The sequence below is a fragment of the Bacteroides sp. An279 genome (genome assembly GCF_002159615.1).
Classification (GTDB): Bacteria; Bacteroidota; Bacteroidia; order Bacteroidales; family Bacteroidaceae; genus Phocaeicola; species Phocaeicola intestinalis.
In genome coordinates this window covers 1-18,545 of sequence record NZ_NFJA01000079.1, presented here as the reverse complement: position 1 = coordinate 18,545, position 18,545 = coordinate 1, and the positions used below count along the sequence as shown (strand labels likewise).

Below are 18,545 nucleotides of genomic sequence, written 5' to 3'. Positions count from 1 at the left end.
AAAATAGGAACCGCCGTATGCCGAACGGCACGTACGGTGGTGTGAGAGGTCGGTGAACATGAAAATAGGAGATAAACACCTATGATTAATGTTTACCTCCTACTCGATTGGTTCTAATGTGAATCTGTAGCTCATTTTTCTTTCTGTTTGGATGTTACTATGCACATTTTCGCAACTTCACAAACCCCTCGGTTGCGAAAATGTGCATAGTAACAGGTTTATTTACTGTATTCTCCATGATTCTCTTTTCTGAATAATGTTCCGATGTGGCGTTTTAGAAACATCTTGAAAGCATGTTCCTTCATCCCGTAACTTTCAGCAATACCGATACCTTCTGCCGTTGTAAATCTCTGAGGCAGATTCAGGTAGATGTTGCGGTGCAATTCGCTCAACTGTTCCTGACTGACGGCAGTCTGCACTTTTACGGCTGTTGTCCGAAAATACTCGGCCAGCAGGATGGCACGGTTCACGCTTTCAAGGTCAATCGTATGCTTATCGCACTCTCCGCAAGTCCATCGGGCAAGCTGTATAATTAGACAAAACCGGATAATGTAGATTTCCAGTTTGCAGTAAATACCTACCAAAGCATCATTGGTTTCCATATCACATTGACGGGCATTTTCATGCTGCCAACCGTAAAGCCGTTGCTTGGCATCTTCATCGAATGGCAGGCATTGAGGCTGTAACTCATTGTTCTCGTCATGCGGACAATCCTGTGTGATCAGCTTGTCGATAATCTGTTGCCACTGGCTTTCCAGTTCTTCAGGAGTTTCCCGGTCGTTCCATCTGCTTTTCAAGACAGATTCAGGCATCACGAAAAGAATACGGTCTATGAAACCGTTACTCGAACGCTCGCCCTTGACCAGTTCGCCCAAAATCTTCTTTTGGATAGTACCGATAACAGAGATATAGGGGCGTCTGATAAAAATGGAACTTTGCGTACTCTTGCGGTCGGAAATAGTGGGCTTGGCATTGAACACCGAAAGCCAAAACTGTTCTTCCGAACCGTTATTATAGCGGTTGAAATTCTTGAACCAGGCCGACAGCTCGTCCGACCAAAGGCATAGTCCTCTGGGATTCTGGGCATGTATCTGGCTCAATCCTTCGGGAGTGATATCCGAAACAAGAAAGCGTCTGCGCACGGGAGCCTGCAGAAACTCATCCAAACCGGCTTCAAGACGTTCCTTTTTGCTCATGGACATAGAGCGTTCATACTCGGCATACAACTTCTGATATTCCTGATTCTGACGGTAATCGTGTTCAATAAACGGCTGGAAAGCGAAACTCAGCGGATGACTTTTATTGGCTCCAGGGCGTCCAATCAGTGCCATGTACAGAATGGGACTTTCCAGCCAGTTGCGCTTCACCTGCACCAGATGGGAGTTGCCAATCCCCACAGCAATGGCCGCAAGGATAGCCGCAGCGACATAATCCACGGGATAGCCCTGACAATCGTGCAAACTGCTAATTATACGCTGAATCCTGATAGGAAAGACATCTATTGGGAATTCACCGCCAGACATCTTGGCTCCGATGCGTACAGCTTCGCCGATAATACATTCTGCGGTTAATTTGGAGGTTTCCATATCCATGCAGATCAAAAGTTATAACCTCCCTTTGGTTTGCGTTTCGCTCCATGTACTATCTCCGCTGCCTGTTCTTGGATCGACATGGCCTGCATCTGCTTGCGACCGGACTCAATCCATTGCAGCAACTCATCTTCATAGAAGTAGAGTTTCTTACCTTTTTTATAAGCTGGAATTAGTCCTTTACGCGCAAGCGTGTAAATGGTAGGCTTTGCCTTTCGTGTGATTTTACAGGCTTCGTCAATTTCAATAAGACGATGCTTGTCGGAAGAAGCCTGCGGTTGCAGTGCCGCCACCATTTGACGGATTTGTTCCATCTGTTCTGTGAGATAACCTACCGCCTGCGGCAGCTTATCAAAAGTGATTTGTTCGTTTGCCATACGTACTCGTTTTTAATTGTTCGCTGGCAAAGGAAATTGGTGTTTTGATGGTGGGAAACATCACCGGAATATAACTGTGAGATAACTTTTGGTGGTGATTGGTAGTGATTTTTAGGATTTTGAGTACTTTTGCATTGTGGAAAATGTAGAGCGCGTTTATGTAATTCTTATAGAGTATGATATATGCTACTGAGGTAATCGTAAAAAAGATTCAACGATTTACGACGGAAATAAATAAAGGATAAAGAATATGATAAGGAGTCTGTTTTTATTGAGCATTATCAATATGAAGAATTATATGATCAAAACGATCATGATTATATAATGCTTCAAGTTCAAAACTCAGAAATTAATCTAACATTAAAAACTACTTGTTTTGGGGGTATTGAAAGTATTCTAAATGTTCATTACCCATCGGTGTTAGATAATAAGAGATCTAATTATTCTATTGTATATAAAAAACACAATGTGAATGCTGTAATATGTCATTTTGATGGATACACAGGTTTGCATTCAGAAGAAGAATGTATCACAATAAATGAGCAACTAGAGAATATTAAAAAAGATAAGACATTAAAACCTTATTGGGATTATTCGCCAAAGGAAGTTCCTATTTTAGAAAAATTCAGAGAAGATATTTATATGTTTTTAGCTAGTAGTAAGGATAAATTATGATTAATGCAAAATATATCCCAATGTTTGACGAACAAGAGTTTGTCCTTGTGTGTCGTAAAAATGATTATGAGAATGGAATAATTGGTGATGGCTTATTCCTTGTGAGTAGAGAAGAATGGGAAGATACTGATGATTATTCAATTAAAACATTTGATTTGCTTTTAACAGCAGTTGAAAATAATGTGGTTAAGCTGTACCCTGCCCCCAATAATGCAGTGGTAATATTTCAAACTCTTCCTTATTCAAAAAAAGTAGATTACATTGAAGTAGATTAATATCTGAATTATACTATTTTTACATCTAATTTAATACAACATACTGATTCTGTATGTGACATTTTACGCTCAATTGTTGATATCTCCAAGTCACGAAGGGTATGGGCAAAGACATTCTTGATGAAGGTTGCAGTATGAATACGCTTTCTGCCAAAAGCCTTGCCTATATTCCATCCAAAGTGCATAATATCAATGCTTTTAAGTTGTGAATCCACCTTTACGGGCGTTATCTTTTGCAAGGTATCGCCTGAACTATATTCAGCAACGTATGTACATAGACGGTTGAGATCCTCTTCACTCATATAGGCAACCATTGTTTGCTTCGTATAGCTGATGACCTTTTCCAATTTGGTTTGAATAGCACGATTCTTTTTTGCGATAGAATTGGTTCGCATAACTTCATATTCTGAAGGTCCAGAGATTGCTTCTTCAGTGGTAGGAGCAGGCTCAATGACATCAGGCGTAGCCTGGTTTGATTCTTTGATTGTAGTGGCTTCCGGCTCAGAAACGGTATCATTGTGATTTTTCATCGTTTGAAAAGCAGAGAAACGCAATAAAAAAGCTTCTATGCGTGGCAGCAGAAACTGATTGAAAGTTGTCTGTAAGCTGGCATAGATCGCCATTAAGACAATTACTGTCGCAAAAAATGCAACACTACTACTGAAATCGTCAACACCATTGGATAAAACAAACTGACGAGCTAAAACCCCAACAACAAGAGTGCCTACCAAGACAAGGGAATAGAGTGCTATATGTTCTATACTTTTCTGATTCATAGTGATATTTGCTAATTGTTTGTGCGCAAATATATGTCATTTCATAAATACCATGTTATAAATCCAAGAAAGTGGCAGCATTTGTCCTCGATATGGTACTTATTTCTATACCATCTATGCCACAATAGAATAAAAAAGAAGAGTCCAACTAGGTTTTAACCACATGTCGGACTCGTCTTACGTTACAGAGCTTTATACTATTTCAGTGAAATCTTATTCGCCGTCTCTCGTTTCTTGGAATTAACCAAATCAGCATAGATTTGAGTAGTGGTGACATTCTTATGCGTTAGCATCTTCGATACTGTGTAAATATCTGTGCCTAAAGAGATTTGGATGACCGCATACGAGTGCCTGAAGCAGTGGAAGGTTATGTGTTTTCTGATTCCGGCTTCAGCAATCCATTGTTTCAGGGGATGATGAGTCATGGAGCGGGTTAAGCCTTTGAAGACTTTTCCGGTGCCCCATTCGCCACACAACTCCAGTGCTTCCTGACTGATGGGAAGGGTGGCCTCGGTTTCTGTCTTTTCGGTGCAGATTCGGATGTAGTAACCTTGATCCGGACCGACTTCAAAATCACGCCAGTCCAACTTCAGAATATCACTGATACGGAGGCCGGTCATGCAGGCAAACAGGGAGGCCTGTTTCAAGACTGGAATTTTGCAGGGTGTAGCGGCCAGTTTCTTGACTTCATCAAGTGTCAGATACTCTTTCTTGACTTCTTTCCATTCAATCTTTTCCAGAAAGTCGTTCAAGTTCTCACGCAACATCTTTTCTTTATAGGCTATCTTCAACAGGGCTCGGAATGTAGAATAATATCCGGCTGCCGAATTGCGTGAGATATAAGCATTGGGATGATTGATTTGTTTGCATTTGAGCAGGTAATCCCTGAACTTCTCGCACAGTTCCACGATGACATCGCCAAAGGTACATTTGCCGCCGACAAATTTCTCAAAGTGATTGTAAACACAATCCCATTTCTCATACTTTTCCCGTGCCTTTGTCCGGAAGTAGGCGAGGAAATCTACCTTTTGCTTGTTCTTGTCCAGGAACCCGAATTCTTCATTGATAAGCGACTGGACACGGATACAGCGGATTGCCTCTGCCTTGTTCAGCATATCCTGGTTGAACATTCTTTGCTGCTCGTTCTTCGGCTTGGCATAGATGTAGATGCCGAGGAATTCCCGGCGACTCATCTTCATCGTGTAAGGATTGCGGATGGCCGGATAATAATCCAGATAAAGAGATATGCGGTCGTTACGCAATGGCTTTTGTCTCAAAGTTACGTTGGTGCATGTAAGTGTCATAGCTATATTGTTTTTTGATTAATACTCGTTTTTGTTGCAAATAAAATAGGTGTTATGATGGTGATATTTATCACCGGAAAATAACTTTCAGCTCATTCTATCTTTGGAGGCTCAAAGAACTTGTCCAGCTCAGCCCGCAGGATCTTGGTATATTTACCGACCTTGATACGGGGAATATTATGGTATTTCACATAATGGTAGAGTTGATCCCGTGTCAGATTGAATCGCTCCATCGCTTCGGCAATGGTGTAGTATTTGGGCTCTTCTGGGGCAATGAGACCTTTGGCAATGTCCACATGCTTTTTGGAGTAGTACACCATGATGCCAACCTTCTTCTTGGGAATGGCATTCTTTGAAACAAAAGAATAGATGGCCGTTAGTGTCATGCCGAACTTCTCCTGCATGTCTTGCGTGCTGTACCATTCCTTGATTTCAGGATCGGGAGCTTTCTTTGCAAAGTAGTCGTCAATATGCTTTTTGCTCCAATAGGTTTTACCACGGTTAAATGTCCTAGGGATATTATGCTCTTTAGCTATATGAAATATCCAGGAATCTTTGACACCGAATTTCTCTTTAATCTCATTGGTGGTATAGAAGTCTGTGATAGGAAGAGTGTCTTTAGGTTGTCGTTTCTTGTATGGGTTTCTTTTGAGCATCTCTTCTATATCGCTCTGCCGAACAAATGAAAGCCTACTGCTCAACTTGTAAGCAACAAGATGTCCAGTATAAATCATTTTATAAACAGCTTGCAGTGAAAGCCCCAACAAAGTAGCAGCCTGAGCGATCGACAAATATTCCTTGTCTTTAATATCTATCAAAGGCTTTTCACTCTTAACGATTTGAATCCTTTGCTCTTCCTGCTGAATCCGTTTTGCTCGTATGGCCTGTTTATAAGCCAAATTCGCGCATCTGTGTGAGCAGTATTTCGTAGTTACTTTTTGTGCTACGAATTCTTGGCCACACCACTCACAAATCTTTTTAATTCTAATGTTGCTCTTTGCCATTTTACTTGAATTTTTAGGGTTTATTTCTCCTTGATTTCTCCAGTTTTATTCCACCATCTTAAACTATATTCAACCATATTCAACTTTCTCCACGACCTTGCCAACGATAATCCTCAGATTTTCGTGGTGAGGTACACAGGAGGTACAAAAAATGGCGTAAAAAGGCTTAGCAACGATTATCAACGATACTTGAGCAACAAAAAAGGCGCCCGTAAAGAGCGCCATATTAATCGATTATAATCAATTTAACTATTTGATAATCAAGTATTTACTTGCCGATGCAAAAGTGCTCAAAAATAGAGCTAAGCACTTCATCTGTCGTTACATCACCTACAATATCGCTCAGATGAAAGATGCATTCGCGCAAGTCTTGCGAGATGAAATCGCCGGAGAGGTTTGTAGACAATCCTTCTTGCACGCGCCGGATAGCCGCAAGGGCATGGATGAGGGCTTCATAGTGGCGGGCATTCGTTACGATGACATCGCCGGTCTGGATATCTGGAAGAGCGGCAAATTCCACCAGCTTTTCTTGCAGGGCGATGATGTTTTGTCCTTTCTTGGCGGATATCTCAATGACTGTTCCTTGTGGAGAGAGGAAGGTGGGAGTGTCCGCTAAGTCACATTTGTTAAGGGCTACGATGACTTGTTTGCCTTCAAGGCGGCCGGCCACTTGCCGGTAGAATGCTTGAAAGGCTGATTCTCCTTGTGATTTGTCACATACGAGAATTACGATTTGTGCCCGGTCAATGGCTTGGAAGCTGCGCTCAATGCCTAATGCTTCTATCGTGTCTTGGGTCTGGCGGATGCCGGCAGTATCGATGAAACGGAAAGTGATTCCGTTTAAGCTTATCGTATCTTCAATAATGTCGCGCGTGGTGCCGTGGATGTCACTTACTATGGCGCGTTCTTCTTTTACCAAGGCATTAAGCAATGTGGACTTGCCGGCATTGGTCTCGCCTATGATGGCTACAGGAATGCCATTTTTGATTGCGTTGCCCGCATGAAAAGAGTTAGCCAAATGAGTGATGAGCTGTTCTATCTGTGCGGCAAGAGCCTGCAATTCTGTACGGTCGGCAAATTCCAGTTCCTCATGGTCGGAGAAATCCAGCTCCAGCTCCATAAGCGAAGTGAGGTGAAGGAGCTGGTTGCGCAGCTTAGCCAGTTCTCGGCTGAAACCTCCGCGCATCTGATTCATGGCCAGGCGATGGGTAGCTTCAGACGTAGAGGCGATAAGGTCTGCTACTGCCTCCGCCTGGCTCAAATCCATTTTCCCATTCAGGAAAGCGCGCTGGGTATATTCGCCGGGCATTGCCGTACGGCATCCTTGCCCGATGAGCAAATGCATCACTTGCTGGAGGATATACGCCGAGCCATGGCACGAAATTTCGGTGGCATCTTCGCCCGTATAGGAATGGGGGGCACGGAAGACAGAGACCAGCACTTCGTCGATAATTTCTCCTTTGCTGTTTTTGATATGCCCGAAGGCAAGGGTGTAGGGCTTGCGCTCCGTCAGAGGGACGGTTGAGCCTATGGGGGTGAAAATACGGCCGGTTAATGTCACGGCATCGGGACCGGACACGCGAACGATGCCTATCGCTCCTCCTTGGGCAGTGGCTATGGCACAAATGGTATCTTGGTGGTTCATATGGATTGTCTGCTATGATTATATAAGGTGCCGGCAAGTATCCGGACCGCTTGTTCAAGGTACAGCTTATCGGTTTCATCGAAAGCCGCCGGAAGGTCTGAATCAATGTCGAGCACGCCTTTTACTTCGCCTTGGACAATAAGAGGCACTACGATTTCCGAACGCGAGAGCGAACTGCAGGCAATGTGTCCGGGGAATTGTTCCACGTCGGGCACAACCAATGTCTGCATCCGTTCCCAGGCGGTTCCGCACACGCCCCGTCCTTTCTTGATGCGATAGCACGCCACGCTTCCTTGGAAAGGCCCTAATACGAGTTCATCGTTTTCCGCTAAATAAAATCCTACCCAAAAGAAGCCGAAAGCTTCTTTTAGGGCGGCGCATGTATTGGCGAGTACGCTTATTTCATGTGTTTCACCCTCGATAAGGGGGGCAAACTGGCGGAGAAACGTTTTGTAGCGTTCCGCTTTGTCTGTAATGTGGTCTTGTTTGAAATTAGCTTCCATTGTAATTAAGGATAAAAAATCAAATCCGTTCAAGCACGACACGGATAAGGTCGTCTATTTGGTTCTTGTAACCCGTATTGGCTTCTTGCTTTACCCGGTTGGCTATGACCATGCATACCGTTGTGGCTTTGTGCCCAAGCAAAAGGGAGAGGCCGGCTATGGCGGAACTTTCCATTTCGTAGTTGGTAATATGCTGTCCTTTGTACTCAAAACTCTCTATTTTCTCGTTCTGGCGGGGGTCGGCAAGAGGGATGCGCAAGCGTCTGCCTTGAGGGCCGAAAAATCCGCCGCATGCCACGGTGATTCCTCTTACCATATCGTTTCTTGCGATGCGTTCCACTAATTCGTGATTGGCATGCACGGCGTATGGAGTGGGGGAGCAGAGGTTTCCTGTCCATCCCAGGTGGTTTAGCAAGGCGCGTTCCAGAGGAAGGTCGCTTACGGCATTCCGCCCCTCGTAAAAGTTGAGCAGCCCATCGAAGCCGATGGAGATTTCCGAGCAGACGAAAGTGCCTGCGGGCGTATAGGGTTGAAGCCCTCCGCACGTGCCGATACGTACCAGTTCCAGTTGGCGCAAGTTGTCTTTCTCTTCACGTGTCCCGAAGTCGATGTTGGCAAGTGCGTCCAGTTCGTTGAGCACGATGTCGATGTTGTCGCATCCGATACCCGTAGAGACCACGGTGATACGCTTGCCTTGGTATGTTCCGGTGATGGTATGAAACTCGCGGCTCTGGATGTCGCACTCTTTCGTGTCGAAGTGCGAAGCGACCAGGTCCACCCGTCCGGGGTCGCCTACCAGTATCACCTTGTCGGCAAGCTGTTCGGGACGCACATGAAGATGAAACACCGAACCGTCTTCGTTGATGATGAGTTCGGATGGGGGAAAGTAAGTTTTCGTTTGCATAGTAGTCGTGTTTTTTACCACAGATTACACAGATTTTTCTTATTAATGAAATAGAACGCAGAGCCGCAGAGCTTTTATTTTTGAGAAGGGCAAAAAGCACAAAGGCTGGCATTTGGCTCTGCGGCCTTTAGCCTTCTCAAAATTTTTCTTTCGCGTTTTTGCGTTTCTGCGTTCCATTTATCAATTGAAAATCTGTGTAATCTGTGGTGAGAATGTGAGATTCTATTTTCCTATCGGCTCGCCTCCCGCGGGATGCTGGTCGGGCTGGGCGATGCTGTTCCGCATGTCGGTATCCGCCTGGATGTTCTTCATGCGGTAATAGTCCATGATGCCGAGGTTCCCGCTCCGGAAAGCGTCTGCCATGGCCTTGGGCACTTCGGCTTCTGCCTGAATCACGTTGGCACGGGCTTCTTCCGCCTTGGCTTTCATTTCTTGCTCCAGCGCGACCGCCATGGCACGCCGTTCTTCCGCTTTGGCTTGGGCGATGTTCTTGTCGGCGTTTGCCTGGTCCATTTGGAGGGCAGCCCCGATGTTACGGCCTATATCGATGTCGGCTATATCAATAGAGAGGATTTCAAAAGCGGTACCGGCGTCCAGCCCTTTGCGGAGCACGAGCTTCGAGATAGAGTCGGGGTTTTCCAGTACCGACTTATGATTCTCGGACGAGCCGATGCTCGATACGATGCCTTCGCCTACGCGTGCCAAGACGGTATCTTCGCCTGCGCCTCCCACCAGCTGGCGGATGTTGGCACGCACCGTTACGCGGGCTTTGGCGATGAGCTGGATGCCGTCTTTTGCCACGGCGGTCACAGGAGGCGTGTCAATCACCTTCGGGTTGACCGACATCTGTACCGCCTCGAACACGTCACGTCCGGCAAGGTCGATGCCCGTTGCCATCTGGAAGGAAAGCTCGATGTTGGCTTTCGATGCCGATACCAGCGCGTGCACCACTTTCTCCACGTGTCCGCCTGCCATGTAGTGGGCTTCCAGTTCATCACGGGTGATGGTGTTCAGCCCCGCCTTGTGGGCTTCTATCATGGCGGGCACGATGACATGGGGAGGCACGTTACGGATGCGCATCAGGAAAAGCTGTACCAATGATACGCGTACGCCCGATACTTTGGCGGAAAGCCAAAGGAAGAAGGGAACGTAATGAAAGAATACCGCCAAAATGATGACAATTCCAATCACGGCAATAATCTGCAAGTAGAGGGGAGGGATAATCATAATCATAGATATTAAAAGGTGAATAAAAATCAGTTTCCGGCACGTTTTACATAAACCGTATTGTTACCGATACGGGTCACTTCGATGGTCGTGCCTTCATCGATGAACCCGTCGGCGGATTGTACCTCGATGAGATGCCCGTTGATTTCCGCGTTCCCAATCAGCGTGAGGCGCGTGGCAGACGTCCCGCGGTCGCCCACGCGGATGTCAAGCCCTTTCAATGGCTCGGGGCGGAAGTCAAGCTCTTTCTTCAGCGAAAGCCGGTCTACCGTTTTCGAGCGCATCACCCATACGGTGATGCCGATGATGCCGAGAACCACGATGCCCAGCGTGACGAATCCCGCTTGCATACCCATGTCGCTGAAGGCATAATAAATGGCATAGAGCAGACTGCATGCCGACGCGATGCCTGCAAGGGTAATGCCCGGCACGAGGAACACTTCGATAAAGAAGAGTATCAGTCCTGCCACGATAAGCGCGATGATGATAAGTATTTCCATAAGTGTCGTTTTTTTAGTTGGCAAGGTGACGGGTTCTCTTGTCACCTTCTTTTCGTTTTCTCCAGTTCCGTATTCCGTATAGCCGTTTCCAGTTCCGCGATTTCATCCTGCAGCTCTTTCACGCGCCGCTCTTTGTCCAGGATGCCGGGGGCAAGCTGGTCTCTCCCCGCCTGGTTGCTTTCATGATATGCGGTGCGCAGGTTTTCGAGCGAGGCCTGAAGCTCATTCAGGTCTTTTTCCTTTTGGAGGTAAGAGCGGAATTGTTCGCGCGCTTCTTCCGAAACGAAGTCGGAAAGACGGTGATAGATGACATTGTCATCCACTACAAAGCGAAAATCACCTTTCTTTTTCTTTGTGTCTTCGGCATACATTACTTGTGCCAGACGTTGTTTGGCGCTCCGCACCACATTATCGCTAGTCTGCGTTCTCTTTATTTCCTTCAGGCTGGCAAGGGCAATGATGTCCTCAGGGGCGGAGGTCTCAAAGTCGTACACTTCTTTCGATTCGTTAGGGACGAACACGTAGACGCATACCTTACCTTCGGGCTGGTAGCGGTCGGAAGCAAACCAGCCGAGGCGGTTCACTTCGTCGATGGCATACATATAGTCATTCGCCGGCGAGTTGAACGGCATGCCGATGTTATCGGGGCGCAGGTACGTGTTCTCGTCCGAGTCGTAGCGCGTGATGAAAATGTCGTAGCCCCCCAGGCTTTCTTCGTCCTCTGCGGCATAATAAAGGGTGATGCCGTCCGAATCGAGGAACGGGAAGTTCTGGCTGTACCCGCTCTGGCTTATCCCTTGCAAAGGCTGGGGGTCGCTCCAGCGGTCAATAAGTTTCATGCGTGAATAGAGGTGGAATTTTCCTTCCTCGTCGGTTTGCGGAAAGAGGGTCTTGTCTCCCCATTCATTGGTATAGATGGCACCCTCTCCGTTATCGGTCATTTCAATGTTTCCCGAAGCTTTGCTCAGTTTATAGGCAGAAAGAAACGAGGTTTTATCCACAACAAAACTATCTATTACGGTCACCCGTCCCGTACCACGTAGCATACGCGCCGCTAACCGGCATTTCGAGAGTATCCGTTCAGCTTCTTCTGTATCTTGTTTTTTCTTTTCCAGCCACATGATGTGCTCTTCCAGGTTCTCTACCGCATCGTCAAAACGGTATTGGGTGTAGTAAAGCTTGCCTAAATAGAGGTAGGCGTTAATCACTTTCCGGGCTGCGCTTTTCTCAAGATAGGGTTGTGATTCCGCCAATTCTCCGGTTTCGAAGCAACATGCCCCGTACCAAAAATTGTAATTGGCATTCGAAGGGGCACGTTTCACCAGTTTCTCGAATACGGGTTTGGCTTCGGCAAACTTGCCTTCGTTAAACCATTCTTTTGCCTGATTCAAAGTTTGGGCGTGCACCGTCCCTCCGCACGTCAGGGCAAGGAGCAGGGCGGCAAGCATATTTTTTTTTCTGTTCATGTGTATTCTTCGTGTTGTTTTCTCAAAAGTACAAACTTTCTTTGAAATTCGAAGCATATTTTCCATTTCTTTTTTTAGAGTCGCTAAATTGATGTACTTTTGTGCCCGGATTTGAACACAGAGGCGCAGAGGCACGGAGATTTTATTTGCGGTTTTACCATAAAATAATTTGAATATCCGCAAACATCCCATGTAGGGGCGTATCGCATACGCCCTGAAGACACCCACGTGGATTAGTTGACGTATTCGGGCGTATGCGATACGCCCCTACATGGCAATTGGGTGAAATGCGGATATTCAAAAATAAAATATCCCTCTGTGTCTCCGTGCCTCTGTGTTCACAAAGAATGAAAAAAACATGGGAAAAGAAGAAAAACTGATACATACCATCAACCGGAGGTTTAATAAAGGAGTAGTGGAATATGGGTTGATAGATGAAGGCGATAAGATACTGGTGGGACTTTCGGGTGGAAAAGATTCGCTTGCTCTGCTGGAATTGCTAGCCAAGCGGTCTCGCATCTATAAACCTCGCTTTTCAGTAATCGCAGCGCATGTAGTGATGTCTAATATTGCCTATGAGTCGGATACGGACTACCTCCGTACATTCTCCGAAGGATTGGGTGTGCCTTTCGTGAGCCATGAAACTTCGTTCGACCCCTCGACTGATACTCGCAAGTCACCTTGTTTCCTTTGTTCGTGGAACAGGCGGAAAGCTTTGTTTACAATAGCAAAAGAACAGGGGTGTAATAAAATTGCCCTAGGACATCATCAGGACGATATTCTGGAAACTCTTTTAATGAATATGACATTTCAGGGAGCTTTCAGTACAATGCCTCCGCGGCTGGTGATGCGCAAGTTTGACATGACGATTATTCGTCCGTTGTGTCTGGTACACGAAGCAGAGTTGTCGGAGTTGGCACGCATCCGTGAATATCATAAGCAGTTGAAGAATTGTCCTTATGAGAAAGATTCACACCGTACCAATATGAAGGAAGTGTTGCGTACACTGGAGCGTATGAACCCCGAAGCCCGTTATAGTCTTTGGAACAGCATGACGAATATTCAAGAAGACTTACTTCCGAGGAAAGCCCCCCTCCAACCTCCCCACGAAAGGAGTGAGGGGCTACCATTTGCTGGTGACGCGGATTGCAAATCCAGCAAGTTAATTATTAATTGTTGATTGTTAATTATTAATTGTTCAAAATGTTTACACAAGGAATTTATTCGATTGTATTGTTGGTTTTTTCGAACATCTTCATGACATTTGCCTGGTATGGGCATCTGAAGATGCGCGAAGAGTTCAGTTGGTTTGCTTCTTTACCGCTGATAGGTGTCATAGCTTTTAGTTGGGCAATCGCTTTTTTCGAATACTGCCTGCAGGTACCTGCCAATCGCTTAGGATTTCGCGATAGTGGCGGACCGTTCGACATTATGCAGCTTAAAGTGATACAGGAAGTAATAACGCTTTCCGTATTCACCGTGTTTTCGATGATAGCTTTTAAGATGGAGTTGAAATGGAACCATTTTGCTGCTTTTGTCTGTCTGATCCTTGCAGTATACTTTGTGTTCAAGAAGTAGAGAGTATTTGTATGTATCCGGCGTCCATCTGTCTATGCATTCTGAGGCACACAGATGGCGTCGGGAATATGTGTAAGGTCCTTCCAGACAAAAAAGCAATTATTTATTAGTTTTCGATGTTTTGGTAAAGGAATCGCTTGATACTCTTTTTTGCCGTTTTCTCGAACTCTTCGGGATAGAGGCGGATGCGGGTTATCTGGCAATAGGCGGGGAGTTGCTTGTTCAGTTCGCCGCGGTTCACTTCCATCAGCTGTTCCAGTTGGATGGCACTTAGCCCATGTGCGAAAGTATCTTCGTGGTCGGGGTAGACCAGCGCAATAAGCTTATCGCCCGAGAGAAGCACCAGCGATTCACCCACATAAGGCATGTTGTTGAGTCGTGCTTCGATTTCTTCAGGGTAGATGTTTTGTCCTGAAGCGGTAAGCAGCATGTTTTTACATCTTCCTTTGATAAAGATATTTCCTTCGGCATCCTTTATTGCCATGTCACCTGTGTGCAACCAGCCTTCGGCATCGATGGTTTGTGCGGTGGCTTCAGGATTTTTGAAATACCCGGACATTACATTGCGTCCCCGACATACCAGTTCTCCGGGAATGTGTCCGGGGTCGGGTGAGAGCACTTTCGTTTCCATATTGCTGACAGTCCTGCCACACGAAGTGTATTCGATTTCGTCCCACCGGCTATGACAGATAAGCGGTGCCGCTTCGGTCATACCATAGGCGATGGTATAGGGGAAGTTTATTTTGCGCAGGAAAGCTTCTACTTCGGCATTGAAAGGAGCTCCTCCTACAACGATTTCGATGAAGTTGTTGCCAAATACCTCCATTGCCTGATTGCGTATCTGTTCTTTTATCTTGTCACTGATGATGGGAAGTTTCAAAAGCAACTTGCCCAGTTTGTTGTCTACTTTGGGCAGGATGTTCTTTTTAAATATTTTCTCTACGATAAGGGGTACACAGGCAATGACACGCGGACGTATTTCTGCAAACGACTCGGCTATGATTTTAGGTGAGGGCATACGGGTAAGAAACCACAGGTGCACACCGACAGTTACTCCATACAAGAAATCGAAGGTAAGTCCGAAGATGTGTCCTAAAGGGAGCATGGATACAACGTTGTCACCGGCTTGCAGCCCCACTTTGCGATGGATGTGCTGAATATTCGACAAAAAACACCGGTATGGAAGCATCACACCTTTCGAGTATCCGGTAGTACCCGAAGTATAGTTGATGACAGCCAGTTCTTCCGGGTCTTCACGCCGGTAAGACACGTGCTCGGCACGGAATCGGCATGGATAGCGCTTGCCGAACTCTTCGTTCAGATGCTCGCGTGCGTAGGTCAATTGTTTTGAGCGCGATACCACCAGGTCAAAGTTCTTCAATTCGATGATGCCTTCCAGCCTGGGCATAGCAGCCTCATTGAAATTTTCCCACACCTGGTCGCCTACGAACATCATCCGGGCATCGGAATGGTTGACAATATTGTGTACGTTGTCTGCCTTGAATTCGTGTAGGATAGGTACTGCCACAGCACCGTAAGTAATGATACTCAGGAATACAGCAGTCCAATTGGCACTGTTTCGTCCACATAGGGCAATCTTGTCGCAGGGTTTAATGCCGGCAAACTCGAAAAGGATGTGCATCTTTTCTATTTTCCGTGCCACGTCCCGGTATTGCAAGGTAGCACCTTTGTAGTCGGTCATTGCATCGCGGTCCCAGTTCCGGCGTATGCTTTCTTCTATTAATTGTATCAAGCTTTCTTTGTTCTCCATTTTTCTTAAAAAATTGCACAGAAGTTGGTGAATTGTGCGCAAAAGTAATAAAAATTTAGGCTTATAAGTGTATGTGTTGCGAACTTTTTCCAAATAAATGCCTCATTCCACATTGTTTTGGTTTATATTTGGATGTCAAGCATGCCTTTTGATGAACATAAGTGAGTGCCCCGTTTCACATAAGTAACTCGGGCGTTTCACATAAGTGAGTCAGTCGTATCACTTATGTTCGTTTGAAGAGGATTTTTGGTCAATTGGGGATTGGTTATTTTTCAACAGTCTATTGATTGCTTAAAAATGGCTTTAAAAAAAATGTCCTAAAATTAGGATATGTAGAATGAATCTTTTATTTTTGGGGTACCAAATGTATTATGCATATTACTAACTTTAATAATATTTATAACATCATGGAAAACGAAGCATTAATCAAACTTTGTACAGAAAAGGCTCAGAGCTGGTTGACTCCTGCTTATGATGCAGAAACACAGGCCGAAGTAAAACGGATTCTTGAAGACACAGACAAAACCGGACTTATCGATGCGTTCTATAAAGATTTAGAATTCGGTACTGGTGGTCTGCGCGGCATCATGGGTGCGGGTTCAAATCGTATGAACATCTATACAGTAGGTGCTGCTACACAAGGTATGGCCAATTACCTGAACAAATGCTTTGCCGGGAAAAAAGACATTGCAGTAGTAGTGGGGCACGATTGCCGCAACAATAGCCGTAAGTTTGCCGAAATTTCAGCTGATATCTTCTCGGCAAACGGCATCAAGGTATATCTTTTTGATGATATGCGTCCTACGCCGGAAGTATCGTTTGCTATCCGTCATTTGGGTTGTCAGAGCGGTATCAATATTACGGCTTCGCACAATCCGAAAGAATATAATGGCTACAAGGCATATTGGGAAGACGGTGCACAAGTGCTTGCTCCACACGATACAGGCATTATCGATGAAGTAAACAAGGTAAAGGTAACCGATATCAAGTTCCAGGGCAACAAAGAACTGATTCAAATTATTGGCAAAGATATCGATGATATTTATTTGGAAAAGGTGCATGGCATATCTATCGATCCTGAAGTAATCAAGCGTCAGAAAGACCTGAAGATTGTTTATACGCCGTTGCACGGAACCGGTATGATGCTGATTCCACAATCATTAAAGCTGTGGGGCTTCGAAAACGTGCATTGTGTTCCTGAACAGATGGTGAAGAGCGGCGATTTCCCGACAGTCGTATCTCCGAATCCGGAAAATGCAGAAGCTTTGACTATGGCCATTAACCTTGCCAAGAGCATTGATGCCGATATCGTAATGGCTTCCGATCCGGACGCAGACCGTGTAGGCATGGCTTGCAAGGATGATAAAGGTGAATGGGTATTGATTAACGGTAACCAGACCTGCCTGATATTCTTGTATTACATCATCAAGAACCGTATCGCAATGGGCAAAATGAAAGGCAACGAGTTTATCGTGAAGACCATTGTGACTACCGAAGTTATCCGTAAAGTGGCAGAAAAGAATAACATCAAGATGATAGATTGCTATACCGGTTTCAAATGGATTGCCCGTGAAATTCGTTTGCGTGAAGGCAAAGAGCAATACATCGGTGGCGGTGAAGAAAGTTACGGTTTCCTTGCTGAAGATTTCGTACGCGATAAAGACGCGGTATCTGCCTGCTCGTTACTGGCTGAAATCTGTGCTTGGGCAAAAGACCAGGGAAAGACTTTGTACGACATCCTGATGGAAGTTTATCTGGAATATGGATTCTCGAAAGAAGTAACCGTAAATGTAGTGAAACCGGGTAAGAGCGGTGCCGATGAAATCAAGGCGATGATGGACAACTTCCGTGCTTGTCCGCCGAAAGAATTGGGTGGATCAGAAGTGACCTTGACTAAAGACTACAAGACGCTGAAGGCTACCGATAACAAGGGCAATGTGACCGATATTGAAATGCCTGAGACCTCAAATGTGCTTCAGTTCTTCACGGCAGATGGTACGAAGGTATCTGTTCGTCCGTCGGGCACTGAACCGAAAATTAAGTTCTACGTGGAGGTGAAGGGCGAAATGGGCTGTCCGAAGTGTTATGCCCGCGAAACAGCCGCTGCTCTTGAAAAAGTAGAAGCTGTGAAGAAATCGTTGAATATCTGATCAGTAGCTTAGATTAATTACCAACTAATTCACATTTAGAGTGTGAATTAGTTGGTTTTTTTGTCTTCAGATATTTACTTGAAAATTCAAAAACACTTTCTGAAACAGGCTCAGGCATTACGGGAAAGGAAATGTTCCCTTTCCAATTCCAGTAATTTTTCTTTTCGCCAAAGTCCGCCTGCGTAACCAGTCAAATTTCCGTTGCTTCCTATAACCCGATGGCAGGGAATAAGAATGCTGATGGGATTATGTCCGATAGCTCCACCTACAGCTTGTGCCGAAAAATGCTCGACACCTTTTTGGCGGGCGAGTTTTTGTGCAATGTCTTTGTAAGTGACGGTTTGTCCGTAAGGAATTTCTTTTAGTATATTCCACACAGCTTGCCGGAAAGGGGAACCTTGCGGTTGAAGGGCAGGCGGTACACCCGGAAGTTCTCTGTTGAAATATCGTTCCAGCCATTCAAGAGTCTCAACAAACACAGGAAGCTCCTTTTCAACGTAGGTAGCTGTCAGTGCAGGGTCAAAATATTTTTGTCCGTCGAACCATAATCCGGTCAGCGCTTCACCGTTGCTGGCAAGGGTTATGTCACCCAGTGGAGACAGGCATTTATATAGATATCCATTCATGCGAAATCGTTTTTTATTGTAACAAAGATACGTTTTTCTTCCCAACCATCCAATGAAAGCTATGACTGTTTTTTTAGAAGCTGTTTTGAATTTATCGTGCGATGATTTGGGATGAGTTTTTGAGGCATTTTCGCTTCTGTGATGAGGAAGATAGCGGGCTATCTGACGAAGAACA

At 45.5% G+C, this 18,545-nt stretch carries 18 protein-coding genes; 5 read left to right on the top strand and 13 right to left on the bottom strand.

Going from position 1 to position 18,545, the window contains the following annotated elements; translation table 11 throughout:
- Positions 1–218: 218 nt before the first annotated feature.
- Entirely contained in the window at positions 219–1,586 is a 1,368-nt protein-coding gene (locus tag B5F78_RS12870; protein WP_087406907.1) for a DUF3987 domain-containing protein, read from the bottom strand.
- A gap of 11 nt (positions 1,587–1,597) precedes the next feature.
- Positions 1,598–1,966 (bottom strand): helix-turn-helix domain-containing protein, encoded by a 369-nt coding sequence (locus tag B5F78_RS12865; RefSeq protein ID WP_087406905.1) that lies wholly within the window; start codon positions 1,964–1,966, stop codon positions 1,598–1,600.
- Between the two features lie 324 nt (positions 1,967–2,290).
- On the opposite strand from B5F78_RS12865, the gene B5F78_RS12860 reads away from it, so the two are divergent.
- A complete protein-coding gene (locus B5F78_RS12860; protein ID WP_087406904.1) occupies positions 2,291–2,641 on the top strand; it encodes a hypothetical protein in 351 nt (116 codons plus the stop codon).
- Positions 2,638–2,916: a hypothetical protein gene (locus B5F78_RS12855; protein WP_118308425.1), complete on the top strand. Its 279-nt coding sequence runs from the start codon at positions 2,638–2,640 to the stop codon at positions 2,914–2,916. The genes B5F78_RS12860 and B5F78_RS12855 overlap by 4 nt, the downstream gene beginning before the upstream one ends.
- An 8-nt stretch (positions 2,917–2,924) precedes the next feature.
- On the opposite strand, the gene B5F78_RS12850 is transcribed toward B5F78_RS12855, so the two are convergent.
- The 9 genes from B5F78_RS12850 to B5F78_RS12810 all read right to left on the bottom strand — a co-directional run bounded on the left by B5F78_RS12850 (position 2,925) and on the right by B5F78_RS12810 (position 12,245).
- Positions 2,925–3,692 (bottom strand): mobilization protein, encoded by a 768-nt coding sequence (locus B5F78_RS12850; protein ID WP_087406902.1) that lies wholly within the window; start codon positions 3,690–3,692, stop codon positions 2,925–2,927.
- A 197-nt stretch (positions 3,693–3,889) separates the two neighbouring features.
- The gene (locus tag B5F78_RS12845) at positions 3,890–4,996 is read right to left on the bottom strand and encodes a site-specific integrase (protein ID WP_087406901.1); all 1,107 of its coding nucleotides are present in this window, start codon (positions 4,994–4,996) and stop codon (positions 3,890–3,892) included.
- A gap of 92 nt (positions 4,997–5,088) precedes the next feature.
- Positions 5,089–6,000 (bottom strand): helix-turn-helix domain-containing protein, encoded by a 912-nt coding sequence (locus B5F78_RS12840; RefSeq protein ID WP_087406900.1) that lies wholly within the window; start codon positions 5,998–6,000, stop codon positions 5,089–5,091.
- Between the two features lie 268 nt (positions 6,001–6,268).
- Positions 6,269–7,645 (bottom strand): tRNA uridine-5-carboxymethylaminomethyl(34) synthesis GTPase MnmE, encoded by a 1,377-nt coding sequence (mnmE, locus tag B5F78_RS12835; protein WP_087406899.1) that lies wholly within the window; start codon positions 7,643–7,645, stop codon positions 6,269–6,271.
- Positions 7,642–8,148, bottom strand: coding sequence for a GAF domain-containing protein (locus tag B5F78_RS12830; RefSeq protein WP_087249142.1), 507 nt, complete (start codon positions 8,146–8,148; stop codon positions 7,642–7,644). Before B5F78_RS12830 ends, mnmE begins: the two co-directional genes overlap by 4 nt.
- A 19-nt stretch (positions 8,149–8,167) precedes the next feature.
- Entirely contained in the window at positions 8,168–9,052 is an 885-nt protein-coding gene (locus tag B5F78_RS12825; protein WP_087406898.1) for a nucleoside phosphorylase, read from the bottom strand.
- Positions 9,053–9,274: 222 nt separating this feature from the next.
- The gene (gene floA, locus B5F78_RS12820) at positions 9,275–10,279 is read right to left on the bottom strand and encodes a flotillin-like protein FloA (protein WP_087406906.1); all 1,005 of its coding nucleotides are present in this window, start codon (positions 10,277–10,279) and stop codon (positions 9,275–9,277) included.
- Between the two features lie 29 nt (positions 10,280–10,308).
- Positions 10,309–10,779 (bottom strand): NfeD family protein, encoded by a 471-nt coding sequence (locus B5F78_RS12815; protein ID WP_087406897.1) that lies wholly within the window; start codon positions 10,777–10,779, stop codon positions 10,309–10,311.
- Positions 10,780–10,820: 41 nt separating this feature from the next.
- Positions 10,821–12,245, bottom strand: a complete 1,425-nt coding sequence (locus B5F78_RS12810) for a tetratricopeptide repeat protein (protein ID WP_087406896.1) — start codon at positions 12,243–12,245, stop codon at positions 10,821–10,823.
- A 358-nt stretch (positions 12,246–12,603) separates the two neighbouring features.
- Between B5F78_RS12810 and B5F78_RS12805 the strand changes: the two genes are divergently transcribed.
- Positions 12,604–13,425, top strand: a complete 822-nt coding sequence (locus B5F78_RS12805) for a tRNA 2-thiocytidine biosynthesis TtcA family protein (RefSeq protein ID WP_239473467.1) — start codon at positions 12,604–12,606, stop codon at positions 13,423–13,425.
- A gap of 23 nt (positions 13,426–13,448) precedes the next feature.
- Positions 13,449–13,823, top strand: coding sequence for a DMT family protein (locus B5F78_RS12800; RefSeq protein WP_022040898.1), 375 nt, complete (start codon positions 13,449–13,451; stop codon positions 13,821–13,823).
- A gap of 106 nt (positions 13,824–13,929) precedes the next feature.
- On the opposite strand, the gene B5F78_RS12795 is transcribed toward B5F78_RS12800, so the two are convergent.
- Complete coding sequence (locus B5F78_RS12795) at positions 13,930–15,594, bottom strand: AMP-binding protein (RefSeq protein WP_022040897.1); 1,665 nt, start codon at positions 15,592–15,594, stop codon at positions 13,930–13,932.
- A gap of 407 nt (positions 15,595–16,001) precedes the next feature.
- Between B5F78_RS12795 and B5F78_RS12790 the strand changes: the two genes are divergently transcribed.
- Entirely contained in the window at positions 16,002–17,744 is a 1,743-nt protein-coding gene (locus B5F78_RS12790; RefSeq protein WP_087208221.1) for a phospho-sugar mutase, read from the top strand.
- A gap of 110 nt (positions 17,745–17,854) precedes the next feature.
- Here the strand turns inward: B5F78_RS12790 and B5F78_RS12785 are convergent, their stop codons facing one another.
- Complete coding sequence (locus B5F78_RS12785) at positions 17,855–18,370, bottom strand: methylated-DNA--[protein]-cysteine S-methyltransferase (protein WP_087406895.1); 516 nt, start codon at positions 18,368–18,370, stop codon at positions 17,855–17,857.
- Between the last annotated feature and the right edge of the window lie 175 nt (positions 18,371–18,545).